At 42.5% G+C, this 12,656-nt stretch carries 12 protein-coding genes and 1 tRNA gene; 8 read left to right on the forward strand and 5 right to left on the reverse strand.

Going from position 1 to position 12,656, the window contains the following annotated elements:
• Positions 1-135: 135 nt before the first annotated feature.
• From ACLD71_RS16180 to ACLD71_RS16195, 4 genes are all read right to left on the reverse strand, one after another.
• Positions 136-1,587 carry a catalase gene (locus tag ACLD71_RS16180; RefSeq protein ID WP_411991349.1) on the reverse strand — a complete coding sequence of 484 codons (1,452 nt, stop codon included), beginning with the start codon at positions 1,585-1,587 and terminating at the stop codon, positions 136-138.
• A gap of 338 nt (positions 1,588-1,925) precedes the next feature.
• A tRNA-Val gene (locus tag ACLD71_RS16185) sits at positions 1,926-2,002 on the reverse strand.
• A gap of 232 nt (positions 2,003-2,234) precedes the next feature.
• Positions 2,235-3,233: a DUF3080 family protein gene (locus tag ACLD71_RS16190; RefSeq protein WP_411991350.1), complete on the reverse strand. Its 999-nt coding sequence runs from the start codon at positions 3,231-3,233 to the stop codon at positions 2,235-2,237.
• A complete protein-coding gene (locus tag ACLD71_RS16195; RefSeq protein ID WP_411991351.1) occupies positions 3,230-4,627 on the reverse strand; it encodes an MATE family efflux transporter in 1,398 nt (465 codons plus the stop codon). The genes ACLD71_RS16190 and ACLD71_RS16195 overlap by 4 nt, the downstream gene beginning before the upstream one ends.
• Here ACLD71_RS16195 and ACLD71_RS16200 point away from each other — a divergent pair.
• The gene (locus tag ACLD71_RS16200; RefSeq protein ID WP_137673218.1) at positions 4,626-5,246 is read left to right on the forward strand and encodes a riboflavin synthase subunit alpha; all 621 of its coding nucleotides are present in this window, start codon (positions 4,626-4,628) and stop codon (positions 5,244-5,246) included. The two genes, ACLD71_RS16195 and ACLD71_RS16200, sit on opposite strands and share 2 nt — an antisense overlap.
• On the opposite strand, the gene ACLD71_RS16205 is transcribed toward ACLD71_RS16200, so the two are convergent.
• On the reverse strand, positions 5,243-5,446 hold the full coding sequence (locus tag ACLD71_RS16205; protein WP_137673217.1) for a CPXCG motif-containing cysteine-rich protein: 204 nt from the start codon (positions 5,444-5,446) through the stop codon (positions 5,243-5,245). The genes ACLD71_RS16200 and ACLD71_RS16205 overlap by 4 nt on opposite strands.
• A gap of 206 nt (positions 5,447-5,652) precedes the next feature.
• Here ACLD71_RS16205 and thrS point away from each other — a divergent pair, with 206 nt between their 5' ends.
• From thrS to ihfA, 7 genes are all read left to right on the forward strand, one after another.
• Positions 5,653-7,578, forward strand: coding sequence for a threonine--tRNA ligase (gene thrS / locus ACLD71_RS16210; RefSeq protein ID WP_411991352.1), 1,926 nt, complete (start codon positions 5,653-5,655; stop codon positions 7,576-7,578).
• 3 nt (positions 7,579-7,581) lie between these two features.
• Positions 7,582-8,124 carry a translation initiation factor IF-3 gene (gene infC / locus ACLD71_RS16215; protein WP_137673215.1) on the forward strand — a complete coding sequence of 181 codons (543 nt, stop codon included), beginning with the start codon at positions 7,582-7,584 and terminating at the stop codon, positions 8,122-8,124.
• A 100-nt stretch (positions 8,125-8,224) separates the two neighbouring features.
• Complete coding sequence (gene rpmI / locus ACLD71_RS16220; protein WP_137673214.1) at positions 8,225-8,422, forward strand: 50S ribosomal protein L35; 198 nt, start codon at positions 8,225-8,227, stop codon at positions 8,420-8,422.
• An 18-nt stretch (positions 8,423-8,440) separates the two neighbouring features.
• The gene (gene rplT / locus ACLD71_RS16225) at positions 8,441-8,794 is read left to right on the forward strand and encodes a 50S ribosomal protein L20 (RefSeq protein ID WP_137673213.1); all 354 of its coding nucleotides are present in this window, start codon (positions 8,441-8,443) and stop codon (positions 8,792-8,794) included.
• Between the two features lie 178 nt (positions 8,795-8,972).
• The gene (gene pheS / locus ACLD71_RS16230) at positions 8,973-9,953 is read left to right on the forward strand and encodes a phenylalanine--tRNA ligase subunit alpha (protein WP_411991353.1); all 981 of its coding nucleotides are present in this window, start codon (positions 8,973-8,975) and stop codon (positions 9,951-9,953) included.
• Positions 9,954-9,965: 12 nt separating this feature from the next.
• Positions 9,966-12,353, forward strand: coding sequence for a phenylalanine--tRNA ligase subunit beta (pheT, locus tag ACLD71_RS16235; RefSeq protein WP_411991354.1), 2,388 nt, complete (start codon positions 9,966-9,968; stop codon positions 12,351-12,353).
• 2 nt (positions 12,354-12,355) lie between these two features.
• Positions 12,356-12,649, forward strand: a complete 294-nt coding sequence (gene ihfA / locus ACLD71_RS16240; RefSeq protein WP_016401503.1) for an integration host factor subunit alpha — start codon at positions 12,356-12,358, stop codon at positions 12,647-12,649.
• Positions 12,650-12,656: the final 7 nt, after the last annotated feature.

Below are 12,656 nucleotides of genomic sequence, written 5' to 3' on the forward strand. Positions count from 1 at the left end.
GGATGTTGGAAGATGCAAATCAAGCCTAAGACTAAAATGTTCTAACCATTGCTTGCGATAAAAACCTAAGCACTAAAAAGAATTAGAGCTTGGGCACTCATAGCAACCTCTCGGTTACTATGAGGTTTGGTAGGCTTATTGTTGGTATTCGCTCTCTACTATCTCTAATTGTTCAGCAATTCCCTTGGCATACGCCGGGTCGGCTAAGTAGCAGTGTTTTAAATGGCGCAATTGGATTTCTTTAGGCACGCCACTTAAGTTTCTTGCTGTGTTATCAAACAAAATGGCTTGTTTGTCAGCCGACATTAAGCGGAATAAATCCCCTGGCTGGCTAAAGTAGTCATCATCTTCTCTATGATCCCAGTGTGCTGCTGCACCACCTAGGCGTAGCGGCGGCTCTGAAAAATCAGGCTGCTCTGCCCATTCGCCCTGATCATTAGGTTCATAACCCAGAGTACCACCGTGATTGCCATCAACGCGCATGGCACCATCTCGATGGTAACTATGCACCGGACAACGAGGTGCGTTTACTGGAATGCTGTGATGATTAACCCCTAAACGGTAGCGCTGTGCATCACCGTAGGAAAACAGTCGACCTTGTAACATCTTATCTGGAGAAAAGCTGATACCAGGTACTACGCTCGCTGGATTAAACGCCGATTGTTCTACTTCTGCAAAAAAGTTCTCAGGGTTTCGGTTAAGCTCTAATTCGCCAACTTCAATCAGCGGATAGTCTTTGTGTGGCCAAATTTTTGTTAAGTCGAACGGATTGTAAGGTACCTTAGCCGCGTCATCTTCTGGCATCACTTGAATTTTTAAGGTCCACTTTGGAAAGGCTTTGTTATCGATACTTTCAAGTAAGTCTCTATGGTGACTTTCTCTATCTTTTCCTATTAAGGTTTCCGCTTCTGCGTCTGATAAGTTTTCAATGCCTTGTTGTGATTTAAAGTGGAACTTAACCCAGAAACGCTCATTGTTACTGTTGATTAAACTAAAGGTATGACTACCGAAACCATGCATGTGGCGGTAGGTAGCGGGGATGCCGCGATCACTCATTACGATGGTTATTTGGTGAAGCGCTTCAGGTAACGAGGTCCAAAAATCCCAGTTATTTTTAGCACTACGCATATTGGTTCTTGGGTCGCGCTTAACTGCATGATTTAGATCGGGAAATTTTAGCGGATCACGTAGAAAAAATACTGGGGTATTGTTACCCACTAAATCCCAGTTGCCTTCTTCGGTATAAAACTTAATGGCAAAGCCGCGAATATCTCGTTCGGCGTCGGCTGCACCGCGTTCACCCGCTACGGTTGTAAAGCGAGTAAACAGCTCAGTTTTTTTACCTACTTCGGAAAACAATTTGGCTTTTGTGTACTGAGTAATATCATTAGTCACTGTAAAAGTGCCGTAAGCTCCTGAACCCTTAGCGTGCATGCGCCTCTCAGGAATAACTTCACGATCAAAATGCGCCAGTTTTTCTAAAAACCAAACATCTTGAAGCAGTTGTGGCCCTCTCTTTCCAGCAGTTTCTACGTTCTGGTTATGAGCAACCGGACAGCCGGCGGCTGTAGTTAACTTTTTACTCATGTTGATACCTTCTATGGTGACAATGTAGTCCTGAAAAATTGAATCTCATTAAGTCCTAAAAGAGTATGGACTCTCGTTCTTTTTTAAGCGACTCAGGCAGGGCACTACAATGTCATTTACATAGATTTACATATATTTGTGTGACAAATATATGTTCTTATATAACGTGTTTTACGGAGCGGGTTTTAATGATTTAAATCAAAGACGTTCAAGGTAAAAAAGTTTAAAAGATAAGTGAAGTGCCGCTGGATAGGGGCGTTAACAATAGATTAAAACGCAAACGAATAATCTGCTGGCTTAGGGAAGTTAAAGAGTAAGAAAATTGATGCTTAGAGAAGTGGTATTCGCGAGTGGATTTGAACCACCGACCCCTACCATGTCAAGGTAGTGCTCTAACCAACTGAGCTACGCGAATATCTTAGGTGTTGGCTGTAATTGAGAGTGATTTGAAAGCCGCTCCGCTTTACAGCGAGTGCAATACTAGGGGAGAGCGTATCGTCAGTCAATAGTTGTAGATTTCGTTTGCTCAATAAGTGGCCTTTACAGCGCACAATTTAACTAAATGAGGCGTAAAAGGCTGAATAAGCGTAAGCAAATGGAGCCCTTATCGCTTTAAAGCCTCGGCTTAGGCTTATGTGTAAGACTTGTTAAGCCTTACAGCTATCTAAAATCAATTGCCATTGTTTAACGTGCTGTCGATTACTCTCTTGAAAATCTAAATGGATTTTTTTTGTAGTCATTAATAAAAACGAACTTTTCTGTGAGTGGTAAAGGGCCGTTAAGGGCGGGAGTAATAGTCGAACGCTTTGATCAAGTTCAGCCAGATAGCCTTGTACTTTTTCCATATAGACTTTGTGCAGAATATTTTTGAGAACGATGCCGTTTTTGCGGTCATTTTTACAGTTGAACTCGCGCTTTTCTAACGCTGTAGAAACCTCATTGAGCCACAAGCTAGAACGTTGCATTTCTTGTAACAAGGCAAAAATACTAGGTCCCTTAGCAAACGACTCACCTAGTGCCAATAGTCCTTCATGGTCGAGGTTCTGATCTTCTATGAGTTGTTGATGTAATTTGTTTAAGTAACTTAAATTGTTGGCTAGGGATTGATAAGCGGAGTAGGGCTGTTGACGCAGTGCGTGGTCGCTCTGCCACAAGTAACGTAAACTCTGCTCGTTAACTAAATAGTTGTCCCAATATAGATCCAGCGATTGTATTTTTTTATTGAGAATCACTGTTAGCGTGTCTTCTAGCTTTGGTTCTAGTTGCTTGTCTTGAATACATGCTGCTAAGCCTTGGATGATTTTTGTGTGCCAAACTAGCTGGTAATCCGCTGCAGCGTGTTTACCTAAACTGGAGTTTCCATCAAAAACAACTTGGTCTAAGCCACATTGTTTTAAGCCGACACTGTCTAGCAGCGAAAGTTGTAACACTGGCTCTGGTTGTTGGTAATCACGCCAACTAAAAGGAGTTAATGATCTGGTTGTTTGGGGGGCAGTAATATTGATGTTCAAGACGCGATTTAAACGAGCGCTATAATCCCCAAAGAGCTGGTCACTACGTGGGGCTAACCAATTAAGCAGGGAGTAAATGCAGGCAACTAGAATGACACTAGCTGCCAGCAAGTAAAAGAAGTTAGCCCTACTCATGCTTCCTTGTTGATTAGGTGCAGCTTGTGCGGATTGTTAGTGGCCCACACTAGCCTTGAGAACAAGCCAATCGCGCAGGCGGTTAACGCGAGTACTATTGCTATCCAAAAACCTATCACACCCATTGGCTCGCTTGTAAGGTAGTCGGTAAAAGTAAGTATAGAACCTACACCTAAGCCTATTGGCCAAAAGCTAATCAGCGTAACTATTAAGATGAAACGGGTATCTTGGTAACCCCGCAGCGCGCCAGCACAGCATACCTGTAATGAATCGGACAACTGATAAGTTGCCGCTAGCAAAAATAAAGGAGCAGCAATAGCAGCAACAGCGGTGTTATTGGTATACCAACTAATAATGTCATGACGAAATAACACCGTAGCTGTGGCAATAAACAACGTAGCGATAATAGACAAAATAACTCCGCTGTAGGCACTGATTTGTGCTTTATCTAACGACTTTTCGCCCATGTAATTACCCACTCGTATAGTTAAGGCAATGCCAATGCTTAAGGGCAACATAAACACCATAGAGGTAAAGTTTAGGGCGATTTGGTGTGCTGCAACAATGTCGGCACCAAGCGGAGATAGCAACAGAGCAATCATCGAAAACAAGGTCACCTCAAAGAATATAGCGCCACCAATTGGTAAGCCAAGTTTGAATATTCGCGAGATAATTGCCCAATCAATACCAGAACCCTGCTCAAACAATTTTAACGGCAGCAAAGTTGTACTTCGCTTGGCGTAAATAAGCATAGCAATCGCCATAAACCAATTCACCATTGCGGTTGCAACACCACAGCCAGCGCCACCTAGTTTTGGCATGCCAAGCAAACCATTAATAAACACATAATTAATGGGAATATTTAAGGCCAAGCCAGCAATACCGATGAGCATAATGGCTTTAATATTTGAACACGCCTCGTTGACACCGCGTAATACCTGATACAAGGCAAAAGCTGGCAAGCCAAAGCTAACAAAAAACAAATATTGTTTGGTTAAACCCACCAATTGCGGTTCTACATCCATCACATTGAAAACGTTTGGTGCAAACCACAAGATCACCCAAGCAGTAGCGGCGAGTATTAAAGAAATAAATAAGGCTTGGCGAAAAATGTTTCCGCCTTTAAACGCTTGTTTAGCGCCTATTTGATAAGCCACCAATGGTGTAACCGCCATCAATATGCCTTGTAATAACAAAATGATGGGGTTAAAAAAACTGGCAGCAACTGCAACAGCGGCTAAATCAGTAGGGCTTACCGAGCCAGCCATAATTGTGTCAACAAAACTCATTCCAGTTATGGTAAGTTGAGCCACGACAATAGGCCCTGCCAAACGTAAAATGGCAAAACACTCTTTTGAAAAACGTTGTTTAAAACCCAGGAAAAAATACTTCATGTTCACCGGAATAGTTCAAAGTAAAAGAAAAGTTGTCAAAGTCGAACGAGCGCCAGGCTTAATGAAGCTCTGGGTCGATTTAGTGGATATCGAAGGCTTAAACATAGGCGCTAGTGTTGCGATAAACGGGACCTGTTTAACCGCAGTCAGCATTAGCGAACAAGGCGTTCAATTCGACTTGATACAAGAAACGCTAAGTCTAACAAACTTAGACCTTATTAAAGAAGGGGATTTAGTAAATATTGAACGTGCTGCCAAGGTAGGTGACGAAATCGGTGGCCACCTAGTGTCGGGGCATATTCATACCACCGCCACCATATTAGACATGCAGTACTCAGAGAATAACTTAGCAATTCATCTTTCGTTAGCTAACGAATGGAAAGACTACGTGATTTATAAAGGGTTTATCTGCATAGATGGTGCAAGTTTAACGGTAGGCAAGTTAAGCGACCAAGGATTTTGGTTGCACATTATTCCAGAAACGCTGCGAGTCACTACTTTGGGTGATAAAGCGGTTAAAGATTTAGTGAACATAGAAATAGACAGTTCAACGCAAACTGCCATAGATACCATTAAACAACTCGCAAAAGCTGGAGATTTAAAACGATGGCTTAGCTAAAAGAATTGCTCGTCATCTGCATCTACGTAAGCCAATAGCTTGTCGTTGCTCTCGTCTATATGTAGGCGACAATGAATGGGATTACAACAAACACGGCAATCTTCGTAGAAGTCTTGGTCACCATTACTCGCATCCATAATTAGTGGGGTATGGTGGCCACAGGTAGGGCAAGAAATCATTTTTTCGACATAGTTTTTCATAACAACTACTCCAATATGTCCACCGTTTAATTATGGTTCAAATTCCTTGGTTCGACGAGTCTTCTAATCAATAAAGTATAAGCTATTGAAGTTATTTGTTCAGACCTTTAATATTGCCGCTCTTTTAAGTGCCTTAGGTACTCAATTTTATCGACTAAATCATGTGATGTTGCGTAGGCATCACCACTGTATGTGCAAGGATAAATATGCCAGTTATTACTCTCCCTGACGGTAGCCAACGTCAATTCGAAAACCCAGTATCAACCATGGATATCGCCGCTGATATCGGCCCAGGTTTAGCTAAAGCCTGCATAGCCGGCCGTGTAAACGGCGAGCGAGTTGATGCATGTGAACTCATTACCGATGACGCACAAGTAGCGATTATCACCGCTAAAGATGAAGATGGTTTAGAAATCATTCGTCACTCTTGTGCGCATTTATTAGGCCACGCTATTAAGCAAATGTGGCCTGAAACCAAAATGGCAATTGGCCCTACCATTGATAACGGCTTTTATTACGACATCGATTTAGAGCATTCGCTAACTCAAGAAGACATCGACAATCTTGAGAAGAAAATGAAAGCACTGGCTAAGACAAATTACGATGTGATTAAAAAAACGGTGCCTTTAGCTGAAGCTAAAAAGGTTTTTGAACAACGTGAAGAACCTTACAAGCTAGAAATTATTGAAGGCATTGACGCAAGTGCAACGCCAGGCTTGTACCACCACGAAGAATACATTGATATGTGTCGTGGTCCGCACGTACCTAACATGAAATTCTGTCACCACTTTAAGTTAATGAAAGTGGCTGGTGCATACTGGCGCGGCGATAGCAAAAACAAAATGCTACAACGTGTATATGGCACTGCATGGGCAGACAAAAAGCAACTAGCGGCGTATTTGAAACGTTTAGAAGAAGCAGCAAAGCGTGACCACCGTAAAATTGGTAAACAATTAGATCTTTACCACATGCAAGAAGAAGCGCCGGGTATGGTGTTCTGGCATGATTCTGGTTGGACTATTTTCCGCCAACTAGAAACTTACGTGCGCGAACAACTTACTAAGTACGAATACCAAGAAGTAAAAGCGCCGCAGATTATGGATCGTAGCTTATGGGAGAAATCTGGTCACTGGGACAAGTATGCCGACGGCATGTTTACCACCCAATCAGAAAGCCGCGAGTATGCGGTTAAACCGATGAACTGTCCGGGTCACATCCAAATCTTTAATCAAGGCTTGAAATCGTACCGCGATTTACCGTTGCGTATGGCCGAGTTTGGCTCTTGTCACCGTAACGAACCATCAGGCTCTTTACACGGTTTGATGCGAGTTCGTGGCTTTACCCAAGATGATGCGCATATCTTCTGTACTGAAAATCAAATTCAAGACGAAGTCGCATCGTGTATCGACATGGTATACGAAACATATAAGACTTTTGGTTTTGAAGAAATAGAAGTAAAACTGTCTACTCGCCCAGAACAGCGAGTAGGGGATGATGAAACGTGGGATAAATCTGAAAAAGCCTTAGCCGATGCGCTAACGTCTAAAGGTATTGAGTTTTCTTACTTACCCGGCGAAGGGGCTTTCTACGGACCTAAAATTGAATTCACTTTGCACGACTGCTTAGACAGAGCATGGCAATGTGGTACGGTTCAATTAGATTTCTCTATGCCTGGTCGTTTATCTGCCTCTTTTGTTGGCGAAGATAACGAACGCCATGTTCCGGTAATGATTCACCGCGCAATTTTAGGTTCATTAGAGCGATTCATTGGTATTTTGACTGAAGAATACTCAGGCTTTTTCCCAACTTGGTTAGCACCTCGCCAAGTGGTTGTGATGAATATTACCGATAAACAGGCCGATTTTGTCCATCAAGTAGTAAAAAAATTAAATAAACAGGGCATTAGAGCCATTGCGGACTTGAGAAATGAGAAGATAGGCTTTAAAATCCGCGAACATACTCTAAAGCGTATTCCTTACTTACTGGTTGTCGGCGATAAAGAAGTCGAAAGTAATGAGGTTGCGGTTAGAACTCGTAAGGGTGACGATCTAGGTAAATTTGCTGTTGATAAGTTTGTAGAGCAAATTAAACAAGAAATCGCCAATCGTGACAATAATTGTATTGAGGTATAAATTATAAAAACCGGAAGACGTGGTCAGCAACAAGCTGCAAGAGCACATAAGATAAATGAAGAAATTCAAGCTCAAGAATTACGCCTTACAGGCATAGACGGCGAAGCCCTAGGCATTGTTAGCTTGAATGAAGCGCTAGATATAGCCGGCGAGTCTGGTGTAGATCTAGTAGAAATTAGTCCTAATGCTGAACCACCTGTTTGTCGGGTCATGGACTACGGTAAGTTCATTTACGAAAAGAGTAAATCTGTAAAAGAACAGAAGAAGAAGCAAAAACAGATTCAGGTTAAGGAAATAAAATTCCGACCTGGAACTGACGAAGGCGACTATCAGGTAAAACTACGCAACCTGGTTCGTTTTCTAGAAGAGGGTAATAAAGCTAAAGTAACGCTACGTTTCCGTGGTCGTGAAATGGCACACCAAAGTTTAGGCTTTGATCTACTAAACCGCATTAAAGGTGATTTAGAAGAACTAGCAGTTGTGGAAGCTTTTCCGAAAATGGAAGGTCGCCAAGCTGTGATGGTGTTAGGCCCTAAAAAGAAGTAACTAAGGCATCCAAGTAACAAACAGCTTACTTTAACCAGTAAGCTGTTTTTGTTCGCCTTTAGTTATATGTTGTTAATCTCGCAATGCGGAGTGCATGTAAATGCCAAAAATGAAATCGAACAAAGGCGCTGCTAAGCGCTTTAGAAAAACTGCTTCTGGTGGTTTTAAATACAAACAAGCTGGTCTTCGTCACATCCTGACTAAGCGCCGTACTAAGGTAAAACGTCACCTTCGTCCGAAGGGTATGATTGCTGCGTCTGATATCGCATCAATTGTTCGCATGTTGCCGTACGCATAAGTTTAGAGGAAATTAAGAATGGCCAGAGTTAAACGCGGTGTACAAGCACGTGCACGTCATAAGAAAGTCTTAAAACAAGCCAAAGGTTACTACGGAGCACGTTCACGTGTTTATCGCGTAGCCTTCCAAGCGGTAATCAAAGCGGGTCAATACGCTTACCGTGACCGTCGTCAGCGTAAGCGTCAATTCCGTCAGTTATGGATTGCACGTATTAATGCTGCTTCACGTCAAAATGGTTTGTCTTACAGCCGTTTGATTGACGGACTTAAAAAAGCATCTATCGAAATCGATCGTAAGATCCTAGCTGATATTGCTGTTTTTGATAAAGCAGCATTTACAGTATTGGTAGAAAAAGCAAAAGCTGCTTTGTAAGTTTTATCAAGTTTGTAAAAGGGGAGCTTAGGCTCCCTTTTTTTATTGCAAAAAAATACCCATACTACCTACCTTTTCCCGGAACAAGTCTAGCTATAAGCAGTTCATTAAAGTACTATTTCCGGTCTTATTTAAAACGAAAATCAGCCTTCCCCCATTGGCGGAATATGAGGAAATCATGCTAGATCTTGATGCGCTAATCAATCAGGCTAAGACTCACATTGAAGCGGCTTCAGCGATTAACGAACTCGATGCCGTTCGCGTGGAATACTTAGGTAAAAAAGGACTAATGACTAAACAGCTGCAAGGACTTGGCAAATTAACGCCAGAAGAACGTCCTCAAGCTGGTCAGCTTATTAATCAGGCCAAACAAGTTATCCAAGACGCGTTAAATTCAAAACGTGAATTGCTAGTACAGCAAGAACTTAATGCAAAGCTATCGGCCGAAACCGTTGATATTACTTTGCCCGGTCGCAGTGATGAACTAGGTGGTCTACACCCAGTGACTCGCACTATTGAACGCATTCAAACGTTCTTCGGAGAGTTAGGCTTTCAAGTTAAATCTGGGCCAGAAATCGAAGATGGCTTTCATAACTTTGATGCATTAAATATTCCTGAGCATCATCCTGCTCGCGCCGACCACGATACGTTCTATTTTAATCCTGATTTAGTATTGCGTACCCAAACTTCGGGTGTGCAAATTCGTACCATGGAAACTGAAAAGCCACCGATTAGAATTATTTCTCCTGGCCGCGTTTACCGAAACGATTACGATCAAACTCACACTCCAATGTTCCACCAGGTGGAAGGTTTGATGGTTGATAAAAACGTAAATTTCACAGAGTTAAAGGGCGTGTTGTATGACTTCCTGCAAAACTTCTTTGAAGATGACTTACAAGTACGTTTTCGACCGTCTTATTTTCCGTTTACAGAAACCTCTGCAGAGGTGGATGTTCTAGGTAAAAACGGTTGGTTAGAAGTGCTTGGTTGCGGCATGGTACACCCAAATGTATTACGTGCAGTAAACATTGATCCTGAAGAATACACCGGCTTTGCCTTTGGTATGGGTGTAGAGCGTTTAACTATGTTGCGTTACGGCGTTAACGATTTACGTTCATTCTTCGAAAACGATTTACGTTTCTTAAAACAATTTAATTAAGGGTTAGTTAACATGAAATTTAGTGAATCATGGCTAAGAGAATGGGTTAACCCTAGCATTTCACGCGATGAGTTGTCTGAGCAAATCACCATGGCTGGCCTAGAAGTTGACGGCATTGAAGCCGTAGCGTCTAGTTTTAACGGCGTTGTTATTGGTGAAGTGGTTGAGTGTGGTCAACATCCTGATGCTGACAAATTACGCGTAACCAAAATCAATGTTGGTGGCGACGAGCTATTAGACATTGTTTGTGGTGCCCCAAATTGCCGCCAAGGCTTAAAAGTAGCGGTAGCTCAAGTTGGCGCAGTATTACCCGGCGATTTCCAAATCAAAAAAGCGAAACTGCGTGGTCAACCTTCTCACGGTATGCTTTGTGCCTACAGTGAACTAGGCATCAGTGATGAGTCCGACGGTATTATGGAGCTTCCAAGTGACGCGCCAATTGGTACTGATTTGCGTGATTACCTACAGTTAGATGACGTAACTATTGAAGTTGATTTAACACCCAACCGTGCCGATTGTTTAAGCCTTCGTGGTTTGGCTCGCGAAGTAGGCGTGCTAAATCAAATGGACGTTGCAGAGCCACAATGGCAAAACGCTGTAGTAAGTATTGAAGATACGTTTACGGTGAACGTTGAAGCGACAGAGCAATGTCCACGTTACTTGGGACGCGTGATAAAAGGTGTCGATGTAAAAGCAACAACACCTCTTTGGATGCAAGAACGTTTGCGCCGCAGTGGGATTCGATCTATCGATCCAGTAGTAGATGTGACTAACTATGTACTGGTAGAGCAAGGTCAACCAATGCATGCTTTTGATCTTGCAAAGCTAAACGGTTCAGTTGATGTGCGTTTAGCAAATGACGGCGAAAAGCTGGTATTACTAGATGGTAACGAAGTTGAGTTAAAAGATAATACTCTTACTATTTGTGACCAGAGCGGTCCAATTGCAATGGCAGGTATCTTTGGTGGTGAGAAAACCGGTGTTACTGAAAGTAGCAGCGACATCTTTTTGGAGTGTGCGTTCTTTAGCAAACTAGCTATTACTGGTCGTGCCCGACAATATGGTTTACACACTGACTCATCTCACCGTTACGAACGTGGGGTCGATTTCCAATTGCAAACTCAAGCAATGGAACGTGCTACACAGTTATTGGTCGAGATTTGTGGTGGCGAGGTAGGCCCAATTGTTGAGTCTGGTGATGAAGCTAAGCTTCCACAAGCGGCAACCATTACTTTGCGCCATGCGCGTTTAGAAAAAGTGATTGGTTACTCGTTTGCCAAAGATCAAGTTAGCGAAATCCTTACTCGTTTAGGTATGACTGTTACCGAAACGGAACAAGGCTGGCAGGCAACTGCACCGAGTTACCGTTTTGATATGGCGATTGAAGAAGACCTAATTGAAGAGGTTGCGCGAATTTTCGGATATAACAACATTCCAAATGTTTCGCCTGTGGCATCTTTAAAAATGAGTCAACACAAAGAAGTTGAGTTACCAGCAAGCAAGTTGCGCCAGTTGTTGTGTGGTCGTGGTTATCAAGAAGCGGTTACTTACAGTTTTGTTGACCCTAAACGCCAGCAACTATTGCACCCACAACAAGATGCTATGATTTTACCGCACCCAATTTCTGTGGAAATGTCGGCAATGCGTTTAAGTTTGTGGACAGGCTTGTTAGATACCGTGTCTTACAACCAAAAACGCCAGCAAGCTCGGGTTCGTGTATTTGAGTCGGGTTTACGTTTTGTTCCTGATACAAACGCTGAAAACAATGTAAGCCAAACAGCAATGTTGGCTGGCGTGATTAGTGGCACAGCGAATCAAGAAGCTTGGAATAGCACAGAGCGAGAATTAGATTTCTTTGATATCAAAGGTGATGTTGAAGCGTTAATTCAACAAACCACTGATGCTGATTCATTTAGCTTTGAAGCTGTAAATATTCCTGCATTACATCCTGGCCAATCTGCAAGCATATTGCGTCATGGTAAACATGTTGGGTATGTAGGTGCATTGCATCCACAACATCTAAAAGCCTTTGGCTTAAGTGGTAAAGTATTTGTATTTGAGCTAGAACTTGCAGCGGTTACCCAACGTAACTTACCAGATGCTAAGCCTGTTTCTAAGTTCCCAGCTAACCGACGCGACCTTGCTTTATTAGTATCAGAACAAGTTAATGCAGGAGATTTATTAAATTGCATTAAGAAAGTTGGCGGAAATCAATTAGTTGGCGTAAACTTATTCGATGTATACAAAGGGAAAGGCATTGCAGACGATATGCAAAGTATTGCGATTAGCTTAACGCTGCAAGAACAAAGCCGAACCCTTGAAGAAAAAGAGATTGCCGCTACAGTTGATACCATTGTAGAGGCGTTACGTTCAGAGTTTGACGCATCCTTGAGGGACTAGTTATGGCATTAACTAAAGCTGACCTGGCAGAAAATTTATTTGAAAACTTAGGCTTTAGCAAAAGAGAGTCTAAAGAAGTTGTAGAAGCGTTTTTTGAAGAAATACGGGTGGCTTTGGAAAGTGGGGAGCAAGTCAAAATTTCAGGTTTTGGAAACTTTGATCTAAGGGAGAAAAATCAACGCCCTGGTCGTAACCCGAAAACTGGTGAAGATATCCCCATCTCTGCGCGTCGAGTAGTCACCTTTCGTCCTGGGCAAAAGCTCAAGAGTAGGGTAGAGAACGCCGAACCAAAATAATGTTCAG

The sequence above is a fragment of the Agarivorans sp. DSG3-1 genome (genome assembly GCF_046774965.1).
Classification (GTDB): Bacteria; Pseudomonadota; Gammaproteobacteria; order Enterobacterales; family Celerinatantimonadaceae; genus Agarivorans.